We start from the raw sequence: 15,546 nt of genomic DNA, 5'->3' as shown, positions 1-15,546 counted from the left end.
CTGCTCTGGGCGGGTGCGTGCGGCCCGGCAGACGCGTAACCACCCGCGTATTCAGAATCGGTGTTAGCCATGTAACCTCCCGGTGTCAGGCAAGGTGTGTGTTGTGTTTGTTATGAATGGGCTGAGTGTAGAGAAAGCAGAGAGGCTGGCGAGCGGCGGGTGCGGGAGCGTGAAGAGCATCAAAGAAGGGGCGGAAAAAATGTTTCATATAGTGAAACAGGGGGAAAAGGACGCCCGCAGGGCAGGCGTCGGGTGAGATCAGTTGGCCGGCGCTGGCGTCTCCAGCGGCCCCTTGTCGCTTAGGTTGCGGCGCTCCGCCAGCAGGCGGCAGATCTCCGCGTGCTTCTCTTCCGTAAAGGTGAAGCGCGACATGACCGCCAGGCGGATCAGCGAGCCGATGGCGGGCAGCAGACAGATACCGAAGAACAGCCCGGTGAGCACGCTGTCGCTCTGGGCCTGCGCCTGCGGCACATAGCCGATGATGGTCAGGAACACGCCAATCAGCCCGCCCCCCACCGCTACCGACATCTTGCCGGTGAAGGTCTGCCCGGAGAAGGTGATGGCCGCGCAGCGCTTGTTGGTGTGGTACTCGGCGTACTCGATGGTATCGGCAATCATCGACGAGGTGAGGATATTGCTCATCATCACGAACAGCGTGCTCAGGCCCAGCAGGATAAAGAGCAGCGCCGTGTAGTGATAACCCGCAAACCACATCACTATGCGCACCGCGATATCCAGCCCGCAGAGGATCATAAACAGCCTCCGTTTCTGCATTTTGCGGGTCAGCATCGGGGCGACCAGGCACACCACCGCCGCCACGATCCCCATCACGCCTATCGCCATCTGCAGGCCGCCGTCGCCCATGTTGTAGATGAAGAAGTAGATGTAGATGCCATTGGCAACGTTGTGAAACACGCAGAAGAAGAACGACAGTAGGATAATAAACAGCGGCTTATTCTGGCGCAGGTTGTGGAAGGTGTCGCGCATCGTCACCTTTTCCGGGCTGGGCGGCACGCGCTCTTTAATCTGCATAAAGCCGTTCAGCATCAGCGGCAGGCCCACCAGCATCATCACCAGCGCCGCCATAAAGTAGCCTTTGTCATTGCTGTACTGGGCGAAGAAGGCCGTCAGCTTCGGGAAGAAGATATTGGCGCAGGCGATACCGGCGTTAACGCCCAGCATCGCCGCCGTGACCGCGCGGGTACGCTGACCAGAGTCGTTAGTCATCACCGACGACATCGACCAGAACGGGATATCGGAGATGGCATACAACGTTCCCCACAGGATGTAGGTCACCCCGGCGTAGAGGATTTTGGTGGTCATGTCCGCTTCGATTTTATAGAACGACAGTAGCGTGACGCCGGTGATCAACAGCGGGGCAAGCAGTAAAAAGTGACGAAACTTACCGAACCGGGTGTGAATGGTGTCCATGATGCTGGCAAACAGCGGATCGTGAACCGCATCCCACGCGCGGGCAATTAAGAAGATGGTACTGGCCGCCAGGGCCGAGATCCCCAGCACGTCGGTATAAAAGTAGTTAATAAATGAACCCACTAAACCAAAACTAAAACACTGACCTAAACCATAGCCAAAATAAGACCACAACTCGCGAGACGGTATTTTCATTGTCGTTGCCATAGTGCGTACCTTGCTGCCCGGCGCCGCAGCGCCGGGTCGTTATTTTTATGCCCGCGGCTGCGGGGCAATGTGACGGAGCTTTTGGATCAGGGCGATTTCCGTGCGGGAGAAGGGAATGCCGTTCTCTTCGAACACATCGTGGAACCACAGGCGACAGTAGTCGTTGGAGCTGGTCATCACCACCGGCCACGGCAGCCAGGTCTGGGTCTTGCCGCGCACCAGCCCCCACTGATACGGGGCAACCTTCGCCATGTACATGAGCGGTAGCTGCTCTTCGATGGTGCCGCCCACGTGCCGGGCCAGCCATTCGGTACAGAAGATCGGGCGACCCAGCGTCTGCAACTGCTGGATAATGGCCGTCATGCGGGCGGTGTTCGTGTAGGCGTGATAACTCACCACGTCCGACAGAGCCAGCGCAGTTTGATCCAGTGGGTGTTGATAGAAGGTCTCCCCCGCCTCTTCCGCCGGCAGACGCCAGGCGCAGACGGTCAGCGGCTGGACGGGATCCTCTTCCCGCACCCACTGGAACGCCAGCTTCATCAACTCATGGGCGCAGGTTTCCAGTTTTTCGTCGTATAACACCTCTTCGGTGCCGGTGGCGAAGATGCCCCGGTTACCCGGCTCGTTGTAGAGATCCCACAGCAGCACGCGCTTATCGTCGCGGAACTGGCGAACAACATCGCGGATATAGCGCTCAATCTGCGGCCAACAGTCGCGATCGCAGACTTTATCCCGGCCGGGGCTTGCCGCCGCCTGGCTGTTGTGCTTACCCGGCACCGGCGCTTTTTGCGGCCCCAGATAGGGCTCATCCCCCGAGAAGCCGCAGTCGTCCATTAGCGTAAGCATGGTGCTAAAGCCACGACGAGCGGCGATCGTCAGAAAACGGTCGATACGCGCCATCAGCCCGTCGCGATCGTGCTCCCAGACGATAAACGGCAGATTGATACGCAGCGTGTTAAAGCCCGCCTCCCCTGCCCAGCCCAGCTCCCGGTCGATGGTCTCCGGGTCGAAGGTCTCTTCCTGCCAGATATCGGTCCAGTTCACCGCCGTAGAAGGGAGGTAGTTAAACCCACACAGCCATCCCTGCTGCTGATACCACGCCTGCGCCTGTTCCTTGCTCCATTGCTGTTTCATCGCTGTTCCTCTTACTGATAATATTTAGCTAATAAATATTAGTAGCAGCATAAATGAGCAAATCGCCATGCGTAAAAAAGCGACGGCAATCACAAAGATCGTTGCGGCATCAGGAAGAAACGTGATCGACAGCGCTAAGGTGGGCAGGTAGGGTATGATGCGGTGTCGGGAGAGGGAGAGAACGGATGAAGCGGAAAAATAAAGTCACGATGAACGATATTGCGCGGGCGGCCGGGGTGTCGCAGGCGACGGTATCGCTGGTGCTTAACCAGTCTCGCAACATTAAGCTTAGCGACGAGACCCGCCAGCGGGTGATTGGCGTGGCGACCGAACTGGGTTACGACCGCCTGCCCGCCATCCATGCTCCGCGCAACCAGGAAGAGATCGCCCTGCTGGTTAGCTCCCTGCAGAGTTACGATCCCTTTATCGATGCCATCAGCCAGGCGCGGGAAGCGGCGTGGCGCAACGAAGCGCTGCTCACCGTGTATGACTACGGCGACGACGTGGAGCTGGCGCTGAACATTATCCGCCAGCTGGAGAAGCGCAACTGCGTGGGGGTGATCCTCGCCTCCCCGGTGACGACGCTGGTGGATATGGCGGCGTTTGAGGCGTGCTCGCGCATTCCGCTGGTGTTGCTGAACCAGCGCGATCCTGGCTCGCCGCTGCTGCCCTCGTTTATTCCGGATGACTATGCCAACGCCTTTCAGATCACCAAACACCTGATCGCCTGCGGCGCAACGCGCATTGCCCACATTACCGGTGAGAGCTGGATGGAGGCGTCGCGCCAGCGTCTGGCGGGGTATCAGGCAGCCTTACAGCAGGCCGGGTTAGCGTGCGATGAGCGCCTGGTGCGCCAGACCAACTGGCAGTTTAGCGAGTCGTTTACCGCTACCGCGTCGTTACTTGGGCAGGAAGAACGTCCGGACGCCATCTTTTGCGCCAGCGACTGGCTGGCGATTGGCTGTTATCAGGCCCTGGCAGGCGCCGGGGTGAAGATCCCGGACGATATCCTGCTGGCAGGCTACGACGATCAGAAGATTTCCGAGCAGATGTCCCCGCCCCTCACCAGCGTCCAGCTGCCCTACAGCGAACTGGGGCGACTGGCGGTGGAGTATTTGTGTAATCAGGAAGATGCCGCCACCCACGTGACGCTGGCAGGCAGGCTGAAGGTGCGTGCCTCCAGCTCGCGTTAGTTGTCGTCTGCAGTAAAGACCATGCCCGCATAGGGTTTCTCCCGACACGCCGCCAGCCGCGCGGCGAGATCGCCGACGTGCAGTTCCAGCTTGTGCCCGTCCGGGTCAAGAAAATAGAACGACGCCCCTTCGCTTTTGTTGTCTCTCCAGACGGTGACGTTGGCAGCGGTAAGCATTTGTACCAGCGTGTCGAAGTGCTCCGGCGCGACGGAGAAGGCATAGTGGGTATAGTCGCTGTTCTGCGGCGGAACATACTGGCGCGCGTCATCGTAAGAGAGGCAGAGCCAGAGATCCCCGCAGGTGAGGTACGCCCCGGTATCCCATTCGGCATGCAGGCGCAGGCCGAGAAGATCGCGCCAGAAGGCGATGCTGGTGGGGAGATGGCTGACGGCGAGGGTGAGATGGTTTAGGGCGTGGAGCATGATTTTATTGGCCTGTGAGCGGTGAGAGAATATAAGAAATATATCACACGTGGCACAGTGATTTATTAATTAAATATATTACCTCATCAAAAAATAATTATTCTGAAACCTTTCTTAATGACGCTTATTACGTTTTATATTCAGGTGGATTTTATTTTCTTTACTGGGTAGATTTACAGGTGTTGTTATTTTCGCGATGCGGATATGCGCCAACATACCCGCACCGCTAATCACAATCACTATTTAAGGGAATAGTAATCATGACTAAGCCAGATTGTATTGCAGATTGTTTTGATCCAGAAGTGTTTGATGCAGTGAGCCGCCATTTTACCGTGGGCTATGCGAGTCGTTACCCCGATCATCTGCACCTGCCGGCGCTGACGATAAAGGGCCATTGGCTTGAAGAGGCCGGGTTTGGTACTGGCACCAAAGTGGATGCGAAAGTGATGCAGGGCTGCATTGTGCTGACGGCGCGGGAAGAGATGTCGGAGTTCGAACTGGCGGTGCGCGAGGCGTGCAAGCTGTCGAAACGCAAGCAGAAGCAGGTGGTGGAGTTTATTGGAGTGATTGCGGGGAAAGGCCGCTGAGGCTCTGAATGCGGGTTGTGAATAAGGCGCTGATGGCGCCTTTTTTGTTATTGCGCCGCACCTGTTAATTAACCATGTTTTGTAGGCAGCATCGCGATGATGTAACGCATTCCGCACCCGGGATTTATACCCTCACGCGGCGATAATCAAAATCAACGGCCCCCTATTGGTTGTCCTGTATTGCCTTCACTAAGCACTAATTTTACGGAAGCATCACACAAGAGCCTGTAACAGGCTCTTGTGTGAGAAGACGGCCAGTCAGTCAGAAGAAATATTTAAAGCGAACGCGCGCGCCGTACCGGTCCTGAGCCTCCTCGTTCCCACCCTTCTCATTCAGCCATGACCAGTAAGTACCCAAATAGATGTTGAAATTCTTCATATCCATAATATTGGGTATCTGATAAGAGGCATGAAGAGTGTGAATATCATACGTGCCCGTATCCGATATCCAGCAATCATCTTCACAGCCGACCAGCGAGTTTTGATCGAACTGTTCAATTTTATTGTGAGCGTAGATATAACCGAGCTCAAAGCGTTTCCAGAGCGCATTGATCCCAGTAGAAAAATCTTTCTCGCCCGACGCATCCAGGTAGGCGGTACTCAGGTTCAGGACGACACCATTTTCAGGGTCATTTTTAAGCCCGTTCCATGTCATGACCGCGCCATAGCCGGTACGCTGAGATTGATCGACCCACTTGCCCTGCTGATCGTAATATCCGTAAGCGTTATTGACGACATTGGACTCCATAGCCGCAGAGAGACTTAAGGCATCCTGGGTCCAGGAGATCACCGGACGTAAATACACCACGTTTTTGTCATTGACCAGTTCCCGACCATGATAGGTCGAATCAACAAAGAGCGAACTGCCATTTTCTATCAGTGTGTTCAGTTCGAAATACCAGTTATCCAGTTGTTTACTGAGCAGGAAGTTACCGCCGGAATCCGAACGTCCACGAGCCTCTTTCATCATGTAGATATAACCGTGGCCATCATCATAAAGATCGCTCGCCGTATCGCCCGAGTGCTCGACGAAGGTATCCTGATTGAGCGGGAACATATCAAAGGCTTCAAATCGACCGATTTTAATTTTCCAGTCATTTTCTCTACCGAAGAAAAAGGCAGCGTCATCCAGATTCATCGAACCGGTCATATCGGCCAGCGGTTGGGCAGTAAATCCGGCAAAATGGCCGTTATTCAGATTTCGATAACCATCGATGCCCAGTAAAATACGACCATTAATATCCCATTTTTCATTATCATTATCCCTGTCACTAATTAGCGAGCCTTTGCGACTTTCGGCATCCATATTAAATTCGACATCGCCATAGAGTTTCAGATCGCCGAATCCGCTGAGTTTCAACGTGGGGGCCGCCACATTATTTCTGCTCTCTTCTGAAGGCGTCGCACTGACAACGGCTATAGCGGGGGTGTCTGGCGGCGCCGCTTGCGAAACAGGTTGCTGCGTCTGTTTTAACTGGCGTATCTCACTTTCCGCCTTCTGCGCCCGCGTTTCGGCTGCCAGTAAACGTTGTTCAAGGAGCTGCATACGCTGCTCCAGCGTCGTTGTTTGCGCCCAGGCCGCAGGCGCAGCCAGTGCCATCCCTAATGAGAGGGCGATAAGTGTCTTTTTCATTATATTGTCCATTACGTAGGGTAAAAGGTATTTTCTTTTTTATGGCGTAAGTACGCCCAAAATATCAGACCCGCATTAACGCATCTGATATTCCGGAGTTATTGATAACGTAACGACTTAGACGTTATTAAAAGCGATACTCAAAACGATATTTACCCGATCCAATATTGGCTTGACAGGTATTATCCCGGAGTGTGAAGGCGATATTATCTGCATCAACAATATGACTTTCCGCTGGCAGAATAACGGTTGCATGGGTGTTATGTGGCACAATAACACTTAAGACCACATGCTGCTGTTGATCCCCCGAAGCCTCAACCTGCCAGTTAACAGCAATATCACCATAACCAGAACGGTAGCGGGCATTCACCCACTCAAGATCGCCGCCGATCACCGGCTGAATGCGCGTATGTTTAAAGCCGGGCTCTGCCTCATCAACATCAATCCCTGCCACGGCGCGATATAACCACTCACCAATCGCACCATAGGCATAGTGGTTGAATGAGTTCATATCCGGACTCCACATGGTTCCATCTGGCTTAATACCATCCCAGTGCTCCCAGATGGTTGTGGCCCCCGCTTTGACCTGATACAGCCAGGACGGGAAATCGTCCTTCAACAGCAGTTGCCAGGCCTCTTTTGCACGACCATTGTTGCTCAGGGCATGGCAGAAATAGGGGGTGCCGACGAAACCAGTCACCAGATGCCCATCCTGTTCAGCCAGCAACTCCACCAGGGTATTGACGGTGCGCTCACGGAACTGCTCCGGTACCAGATCAAAATGCAACGCCAGAATGTGCGCAGTTTGCGTCCGGGCCGCTAACCGCCCGGTGGGGGTAAAGAACTCCTGCTGGAAACTGTTTACAATATCGCGGTGCAGCGCGAAGTAGGTTTCGTAATCGTCCTCGTGCCCCAGCACTTTTGCCGCTTTGGCAAAGAGCAGCGTCGACCAACTGTAATAGGCCATGCAGGTTAAATCGTTGGGCGTGGCACCAAAATAACTGCCCTCTTTGGCATCCAGCGCCACCCAATCGCCAAACTGCAGCTTATAAGACCACTTATTGTCCACGGCATGGGCACGCATAAAATCAATCCACGCTTTCATGCTGGAGTACTGGTTACGCAGCGTCTCTTTGTCGCCATACATCAGATACAACGTCCAGGGATTGATCACTGCCGCATCTGCCCACGCCGCCGCAGAGTGGGTGCAACCATCCGAGAGAAAACGGTCGTTATCGCAACGATCGGTGAGAATGTCTGGTACCACATGTGGTACCCCCCCTTCCGGGGTCTGGTCATAGTGCAAATCCGTTAGCCATTTGGCGAAGAAATTTCGCGTCTGCATGAGATAGCTCGCGGTACGGCAGAAGATTTGCGCATCCCCAGTCCAGCCCAGTCTCTCGTCCCGCTGCGGACAGTCTGTCGGTACATCGACAAAGTTTCCTTTAAGCCCCCACAGGATATTGTGATGGAGTTGATTGAGGTCCGGATTTGAGCAGAAGAATTCCCCGGTGCGCTCCATCTGTGAATGCACCACCACCGCCTTAATATCGTCCAGGACGATTTCGCCGGGCCATGCCTCTACGCTAACGTAGCGGAAACCCTGGAAAGTAAAGTTAGGATGGTAAGTCTCCGTTTCATCGCCACGGAGAATGTATTCGACACGCTGCTTCGCAGAGCGAAGGTTTGCGAGATAGACATTTCCGTCGGCATCCAGCACCTCAAAATGGCGCAAGATGACTTTGTCTCCCGCCTTACCGCTAACGCGAAACGCGACCCAGCCCGTGAGGTTCTGACCAAAATCGATAACCCGCTCGCCCTGCGGCGTGGTAATGAGCGCCCGCGGAGTGAGCGTTTCGATGGCCTGAACCGTACTGGCCCCCTGCGCGCGTAAAACCTTTTTGTCTGCCGGAATAACGGTTACATCACGCCAGGAGGAAAGGTCGCAATCCACGCGGTTCCATCCCGGCATTTCCAGCCGCGCGTCGTAGATTTCGCCGTCGTAGATTTCAGAAAAAAGTACCGGGGAGTCCGCACCACGCCATGCCGTATCTGTGCCGTAAAGCACCTGCCGTCCGTCTTGATAATTGACCACGATCTGGCAGATAAAGGCGGTACGTTCGCCATAATAATTACGATAGCGATTAAAGCTCATATCGCCTTTGTACCAGCCCGCACCGATGCTCGCGGCAATAGCATTATCACCTGCGCAGACAAGATCGGTTAAATCATAGGTCTGGTAAAGGAGGTGGTGGTGATAGCTGGTCCAGCCGGGGGCGAGCTCATCCTCCCCCACTTTCTGGCCATTCACATAGAGTTTGTAGAGGCCCAGGGCACTGGCGTGAACGATAACCGAGGCGACTTCATCAGCATCCGTAATCGCAAAAGTGTTTCTGAGCAATGAGCCTTTTGAAGAGGCTTGCTCCTCTGGCCTCTCAGCGCTAATAAATTCCGCCTGCCATTTCGCCGCAGGCAGGCCACTTATAAAGTGTGCAGCATCGCTCCAGTCGCTGTGTTGACCATGGTTATCGCTGATTTTTACTCTGACGTAATAACGTGTTGAATGATCGAGTTCGATTCCACTCAGCGTAATATTTTGCGATGTATCGCTGGCAACGGTTCCGCTGTCGAAAATAAGGGATGTAAATGCCGCATCAGCGCTGACCTGTAATTGCCAGTGAGTCTGTTCGACACCCTTTTTATCGCTGCTAATGACCCAGCCAACAACCGGCATGGACTCGACGCCGTACAGTGCGGACGCATAGTTTAGCGTGACGTTTTGAATTGCTAACATGTTAATGCTCCTGTTAATTTTCACCTACAAATCGGTTGTTCAGCTTTGGATCGTCATTACTGGACGCCACCATGTTGGCTTCGGCGTCAAATTCATTGCGTTGTTTGCCGCGAAAGCAGAGCCAGGCCAGAAACAGGCCGACTCCTACCGTAGAGGTGAGCATGGCGTAGAGCACCATCGGGCCGGCATCGAGAAGTACGGGAGTGATAAAGGCGAGCACACCGCAGGAGAGTCGTGCGACGGCAACAATGATCCCCTGAGCGGTCGAGCGCAACATGGTCGGAAAGGACTCCTGGGACCAGACTTTCATGATGCCTTCAAACGCCAGGCCATTGCCCATATTGGTCAAAAACATGCAGCCGAACCAGGCCGCAGGAGCAAAGTTGAAAAGCATCGGTAGCGCATAGCCGCCCGTTAGCATTACCGCGCCCAGAATAAAGAACGGCATACGTTTTGAGGTATCAACAATGCGCATAAACAGAATGCCGGATGCCATGCCTACGGGCATGATCAGCAAATTCCATAGCGAGTTAGTACTGACAGAGATGCCCACCACATTCACGGCGACATAGGTGCCGAATTGCCCGCCGGTATTAGCTGCAAGATTGGTGAAAGTGTAGAAAACGCATAGGGTCAAAAATGGCCAGAGGTATTTCCCCTGCAGGAGATCTTTAAAGGATGATTTTTGAGCCCGCACGGTAGCAACGCCGCGACGCAGTTCATCGCGTGCAACAAGCCACAGAGGGGATTCTGGAATAAACCAACGCAGAATAAGCAATATCAGCGCGACCAGGCCAACATGCATATACATGATTTGCGCGCCGACCCGGCCCCATTCCCCAACAACCGCGCCAATGCCCATGGTGACGCCGATCCCGACGGTCCAGAGTAAATTGGAGAAGGCGATAATTTTGCCGCGGTTTTTGTCGGATGCCGCTTCAGAGATAGTGGCCAGTGAAACCGGCAAATCTGCGCCTGTTGCCAAACCAATGAGTAGCGTGCCCACCAACAAGGTGATAAATGACAGCCCGAACGCTAACAACAGTGTTCCGACTATGATCATCGCCATGGTAATAATAAACACTTTACGACGGCCTACTCGATCGCCCAACCGCCCCCCCGTAAACGCGCCGAGGGCAATACATAATGTGAGCAACCCCGAGAGAATACCTATCTCGGTTGAGGTTGTACCAATCGTTTTTTGATAGATAACCAGTGCAGTGCCATTAGATATAATGGCAGCGGAATCAATATAAGATGCCATCCCTGACACCACCCCTATATACCAGGGGTTGGCAGTTTTATTCATTGACATAATATTTATCCTGTGTAGGGTTTATTTGTTTTATCAGAGGAAATTCTACGTCAACCACATAAATAACAGGCCCACTGAATAAATTGGGCTCCTGTCTTATTTCTTCACTACCTTTTTGCCAATACCTCCCTCCCCTACAATGGAAAAAGCGATGCCTGATAAATGTAATTTATCCTTACTGGATTAGCGCACCAATTTCCGCTCCTGAGAGGGCGTATAGCGGAATTGCCTTTTGTAGGTCTCCGTGAATCTTACGGTATTCATAAAACCGCAATTTATTGCCACTTCATTAATCGTTTTATCTGTGGTGCGTAAAAGCTCCTGAGCTTTCAATAAGCGAAAAAGCAGCTGAAACTTTGCGGGGGTATAGCCGGTAACATCCTTGACGAAGCGGAACATGGTCCGTTTCGTCATCCGACTTTCATCACATAGCCCTTCCCAGTTGATATGCCGTAAATAGTTGTGCTTCAGGGCATTGATCAAATATTTTCGCCCACAGGCTTCGGCCTGCTGCCGCAAGGTTTTTTTCCGCGCCCGGCGGCACAAGGTGTCAAGGATGCCCAGTATGGCAGTCTCTGCCGTAGAGAAGTAAAGCTCATCAAATTCATCATCCTGGAGCTGGTTTATGATTTGCGTAAAACCAAGGATTTTATCCAGTTCCTCTTCCGATAATGAAGTATCGTAGGTGCATCTCAGACTGTTGTTCTCTTTAAGAATGTCGATCAACTTAGCGATATTTGCCAGAAAGAAAAAGCTGCGTTCCTTATGAATTAATACGTTAATCACTGACAAATTATTGGTAGAAAGGTAACTGTGGGTATCGTTCACTGATACAAAAAAGAAATCACCTTTATAGATAAATTCGACGCTGCCATTAATAATATGGAAACCACTTCCTTCGCTTACAATGACAATCTCATCAAAATCATGTCCATGTACTTCCTCCATGTTTTGCTTTCCCAGCATAAACAGGCAGAAGGCATGCCTATCTGATAAGAAAAATTCCTGGCTTTGCAGAACTTTCATATTATCACCATATTGAACAGTTAATTTTCATTTTCTTTACTGCGCTTTCTGTTCATGCGTCACTGTATAGCTTTTTATCTCGTTATTAACATTCATCTGCATCTTATTTGTTTCCATTTAACAACATTAGTTATGCCAAGTCTACACGGTAAAATGGCACTCAGGCGTAATTCGGCGTGATTTAACCTTCATTTTTCGACAGCACTTCGGGGAATGCGTTATCTATTTCGACGCTATTGGACATTTTTGCAGAAAAGATAATTGCTGGGCGCAATTAAATTATCACCGCACTGTTTATACGCCTAATAAAACCTTTCGGAATAATCGCAGCCAGCGGTGCAATTGTGCAGAAGCAAGGGAAAAGGGGTTTGAGAGATAACGGTATCGCCAGGGTGATGAATGGAAATGCCCGGGACAATCGACTTCACCATCTTTTGCGTCGGGCTGAAGTATGAAATTCAAGCTTCAATACCCCCCATCAAGAATTCACCACATCTATCAATTTACGATTTACATCATCCACAATTTGTTATGTGATCCCGTTACAGGTTTCGGTTGCCCACAACCTTACCCACGTAACAGGACCCTTATCGATGGAATTTTACCAGGCCGATCCTACGCTGGAGAACTACTGGCGCGGGGTGATTCTCTTTGGAAGGAACGTCGCATCCTACAAGTTTGCGCTTGCGCATGCGCTCTATGAAGTGGATAAAACAGGCAGCGACCTAATCACCCTGGATGAACTCGCTGTCCCCTTCAGCCGCCATCTTTGCGAGCACCTGAAGCACGCCCCGAAGCAAATTACATCCAGCAAAAGCCAGTATCTGGATACCTGCGTTGGCTTTAATCAGGGTGAGGTCTCGCAGAGCCAGTTGATTGACAGCACCGTTCGCCGTGGGTTCGGCGTGGTACTGGACGCCTTCCATAATGTTAATGCCGCCGAGATCGACAAACGCTTTTTCATCGATGAGCGCAAAACGCATAAAGGCATACGGCTAACGGATAATTTCTACTTGCTGGGTGAACGCCAGCAATATCAAAACCTGGCCTTTGAAACGACGGCGCGCTGGAATCTGGTGGAGCAAGCCTGGGCGATGGGCGTGTCACGTAATCTGGTTGGTGTCGAATTCGATGAAAGTAATCAGATGCTGTTTGCCAAAGTGAATGCGCGACGCGTTGATATCACCAGCTGCCGCGACAGCCTGAATGGTTACCAGAAAGGCCGCTGTTTTTACTGTTACAGGCCAATCAGCCTGATTCCCGGCGATGCCGAACTGGCAGACGTTGACCACTTTATCCCCTGGGCCGCCCGTGAGGGGGTCGCCAATATCAATGGCGTCTGGAACCTGGTGCTCGCCTGCAAATGCTGTAACCGTGGTGCCGCAGGCAAGTTCGCGCATCTGCCGGGGATTAAACTTCTGGAAAGATTAAACCGGCGCAACGAGTATTTTATTCAGAGCAAACTTCCCCTGCATGAGACGATCGTCCAACAAACAGGGCGTCATCCCGCCGTGCGAAAAGACTTTCTTGAAAAGAACTGGAATGCTGCCAAAGTAATGCTCTTCCATATCTGGGAACCCAACGCCGAAGGCGAGGCCACATTCTAATGACGCTTAATTACTACCAGAACAACGCACAGACATTTTTCGACGGCACGGTGAATGTTGATATGTCTTCACTCTACGAAACCTTTACCCGCTCTCTTGCGCCCGGTGCGCGGGTGCTGGATGCCGGGTGTGGCTCAGGGCGTGATGCCAAAGCGTTTATGGAAATGGGCTACCAGGTAGAAGCCTTTGATGCCTCATCTGCCCTGGTTGAGATGGCGCGTGCGCATACCGGATTGCCGGTTCAGTTGATGACGTTTGCGAATGTGGCCTGGAAGGAAGAGTTTGACGGGATTTGGTGCTGTGCTTCTCTGCTGCATGTTCCGGCTGTGGAGTTGCCGGGGGTGATGCGGAGACTTGCGGATGCGCTTAAGCCTGGGGGGGTGTGGTATGTGTCGTTTAAGTATGGGGATGGGGAACGGGAGGTAGATGGAAGGCGATTTACGGATATGGATGAGGTGGGGTTAAGGAGGTTGGTGGAGGCTGTGCCTGGATTGGACATATTGGCGCTGTGGGGTACGCAGGATAAACGGCCGGAGCGGAATGAGAAGTGGTTAAATGGAGTGTTGAATAAGGCGCATGGAAATATTCGACTACCAGTCAAATTTCCCTCACCATAAAAATGGGTTAACACATAAAACAAGATAAAAATATATTTATCAAGCGCAAACAAAACTAATACAATATGATCTTAAACATTAACTCTTAAAAAATTAATGACATCACAATTAATTTTATGAGATTGGATTAAATTGCGCAATTACTTAGTCGGGTGACCGCCTAAGCGGTCACTTCTGAGGATATTGCATCCATATTAGCTTCAAACATTGCTATTATTTGGCAAGCATTTTATTTATTGCATTCGCAATTTCCGGAAGAGCCCTCCCCCCCTCCCACTGGATATAGCGATAAGCTTTCATAATATCCATTATTTTCCCTTCTGTAACACCAGCATCGATCATAAGGATTTTTTTCTTAGTATTCATTAAACTCATAAAAAATGCTGAAAATTCCGTTACAGGCCAGCCACTTCGGCTATCAAAGAAATTATCAGTCAGCACAAATAGACCAACATCAGATTTTTCAATACCTTCATTAACTTTAATCAATATATTATCGCCATAGTCAATATCAAAACTATCATACCAGGTCGCAATTTCATTAGCTTGTAAATAAGAGTTTAAAGTGTTGACGATTAATGGCTTATCTCTTGAAGAATGACTTATGAATACTTTTGACTGTTTTTTCTGAAGTCCGGCATATTGTGGATGGTTTTTCTCCAACAGTTCTCTTTCGGGCCATAAAAAGGGATGACTATTCCCTTGCTCGGATATAAATAAATCTACCATATCCTCATCTAAAAACGTCACTATATTATAGTGCATAAGATCTTTAGTGAATACATTATGTCGCCTCATTTTCTCTGGGTATTTATTTTTCAGCCAATTCTCAAATGGAATAGGATCTTTTTGCAAATTAACAGCCACATTAAATGAAAGACAGTATGGGTTATTATTTACCATAACCCCAACCATCGTTGCATAATCTTTATCAAAGGAATTGAGAATATCCTTTATAAATTGCTTTTCTTTTATTCGATGTCCATAGTCACACTCAAATACATAAAGGTAATCATTTATCATAAATTTTTTCCTGCATCAAAGATTGAAAAAGTATAAAAAATCAAATGTTCTTTGGAACATACTGGAAGCATTTTAGCTGCATTTCCATAAATTCAAGACCCTTTCAACATATCAAACACCACGCGGGCAAAGCCTTTCGCCAGCTCAGGATTAGTGAGGTATTGCACCATCATCTCCTGCTGGGCGTCGTTGATGTCCATCACGGCATCATCAATCGCCTTCGGGAAATCGCCCAGCATCGCCTGTTCACGCGTATTGTTGGCAGTCTGCGTCATCACCGCCTGGTTTTCTGACAGCTTGTCTCGCACCGCGAAGGCATAATTGAACATGTCTTTATCAGTGAGGTTATCAGTGACATACAGCTCGTTAAGGCGCGCCAGGATATTCGACAGAAACTCTTCTTTCTTGTCCTTCGGCTGTGCCGTACCGACATCATTATCAGGTTTGATTTTTTATTCTTCAGCATGTTCCTGGAGCTTAAAATGCTGTTCGTAGAGCTTCGACAGGAGGTAATGGCTCATCTCGACGTTGCTAAGTTTTATGTGCTCTTATTGCAG

12 protein-coding genes and 1 pseudogene are annotated in these 15,546 nt (G+C 51.0%); 4 read left to right on the top strand and 9 right to left on the bottom strand.

Features of this window, described 5'->3' with window-relative positions; translation table 11 throughout:
- Positions 1-258 precede the first annotated feature (258 nt).
- Both B2Q93_RS19630 and B2Q93_RS19625 read right to left on the bottom strand, forming a co-directional pair.
- Positions 259-1,638, bottom strand: a complete 1,380-nt coding sequence (locus B2Q93_RS19630) for an MFS transporter (RefSeq protein ID WP_286934143.1) — start codon at positions 1,636-1,638, stop codon at positions 259-261.
- Positions 1,639-1,683: 45 nt separating this feature from the next.
- Positions 1,684-2,772 (bottom strand): cellulase family glycosylhydrolase, encoded by a 1,089-nt coding sequence (locus B2Q93_RS19625; protein ID WP_286934142.1) that lies wholly within the window; start codon positions 2,770-2,772, stop codon positions 1,684-1,686.
- A 185-nt stretch (positions 2,773-2,957) separates the two neighbouring features.
- On the opposite strand from B2Q93_RS19625, the gene B2Q93_RS19620 reads away from it, so the two are divergent.
- The gene (locus tag B2Q93_RS19620; protein WP_286934141.1) at positions 2,958-3,965 is read left to right on the top strand and encodes a LacI family DNA-binding transcriptional regulator; all 1,008 of its coding nucleotides are present in this window, start codon (positions 2,958-2,960) and stop codon (positions 3,963-3,965) included.
- Here the strand turns inward: B2Q93_RS19620 and B2Q93_RS19615 are convergent.
- The gene (locus B2Q93_RS19615) at positions 3,962-4,387 is read right to left on the bottom strand and encodes a FosA family fosfomycin resistance glutathione transferase (RefSeq protein ID WP_286934140.1); all 426 of its coding nucleotides are present in this window, start codon (positions 4,385-4,387) and stop codon (positions 3,962-3,964) included. The genes B2Q93_RS19620 and B2Q93_RS19615 overlap by 4 nt on opposite strands.
- 260 nt (positions 4,388-4,647) lie before the next feature.
- On the opposite strand from B2Q93_RS19615, the gene symE reads away from it, so the two are divergent.
- Complete coding sequence (symE, locus tag B2Q93_RS19610; protein WP_286808408.1) at positions 4,648-4,974, top strand: endoribonuclease SymE; 327 nt, start codon at positions 4,648-4,650, stop codon at positions 4,972-4,974.
- 262 nt (positions 4,975-5,236) lie between these two features.
- On the opposite strand, the gene B2Q93_RS19605 is transcribed toward symE, so the two are convergent.
- The 4 genes from B2Q93_RS19605 to B2Q93_RS19590 all read right to left on the bottom strand — a co-directional run bounded on the left by B2Q93_RS19605 (position 5,237) and on the right by B2Q93_RS19590 (position 11,742).
- Positions 5,237-6,607 carry a carbohydrate porin gene (locus B2Q93_RS19605; protein WP_286934139.1) on the bottom strand — a complete coding sequence of 457 codons (1,371 nt, stop codon included), beginning with the start codon at positions 6,605-6,607 and terminating at the stop codon, positions 5,237-5,239.
- Between the two features lie 127 nt (positions 6,608-6,734).
- Positions 6,735-9,401, bottom strand: coding sequence for an alpha-L-rhamnosidase (locus B2Q93_RS19600; protein WP_286934138.1), 2,667 nt, complete (start codon positions 9,399-9,401; stop codon positions 6,735-6,737).
- Between the two features lie 13 nt (positions 9,402-9,414).
- Positions 9,415-10,716 carry an MFS transporter gene (locus tag B2Q93_RS19595; RefSeq protein ID WP_286934136.1) on the bottom strand — a complete coding sequence of 434 codons (1,302 nt, stop codon included), beginning with the start codon at positions 10,714-10,716 and terminating at the stop codon, positions 9,415-9,417.
- Positions 10,717-10,899: 183 nt separating this feature from the next.
- A complete protein-coding gene (locus B2Q93_RS19590) occupies positions 10,900-11,742 on the bottom strand; it encodes a helix-turn-helix domain-containing protein (protein ID WP_040077379.1) in 843 nt (280 codons plus the stop codon).
- 593 nt (positions 11,743-12,335) lie between these two features.
- Between B2Q93_RS19590 and B2Q93_RS19585 the strand changes: the two genes are divergently transcribed.
- Together B2Q93_RS19585 and B2Q93_RS19580 are read left to right on the top strand one after the other, a co-directional pair.
- Entirely contained in the window at positions 12,336-13,349 is a 1,014-nt protein-coding gene (locus tag B2Q93_RS19585; protein ID WP_286934134.1) for an HNH endonuclease, read from the top strand.
- On the top strand, positions 13,349-13,966 hold the full coding sequence (locus B2Q93_RS19580; RefSeq protein WP_286934133.1) for a class I SAM-dependent methyltransferase: 618 nt from the start codon (positions 13,349-13,351) through the stop codon (positions 13,964-13,966). The genes B2Q93_RS19585 and B2Q93_RS19580 overlap by 1 nt, the downstream gene beginning before the upstream one ends.
- Positions 13,967-14,179: 213 nt before the next feature.
- Here the strand turns inward: B2Q93_RS19580 and B2Q93_RS19575 are convergent, their stop codons facing one another.
- Positions 14,180-14,989 (bottom strand): toll/interleukin-1 receptor domain-containing protein, encoded by an 810-nt coding sequence (locus B2Q93_RS19575; protein ID WP_286934130.1) that lies wholly within the window; start codon positions 14,987-14,989, stop codon positions 14,180-14,182.
- 92 nt (positions 14,990-15,081) lie between these two features.
- Positions 15,082-15,537 (bottom strand): annotated as a pseudogene (locus B2Q93_RS19570) (type I restriction endonuclease subunit R); the annotation flags it as partial.
- Positions 15,538-15,546 lie beyond the last annotated feature (9 nt).

It is taken from the genome of Leclercia sp. UBA5958, assembly GCF_002430365.1.
GTDB lineage: Bacteria > Pseudomonadota > Gammaproteobacteria > Enterobacterales > Enterobacteriaceae > Enterobacter > Enterobacter pneumoniae.
The sequence above is the reverse complement of the archived record's forward strand: the minus strand, read 5'-3'. Positions and strand labels throughout refer to the sequence as shown.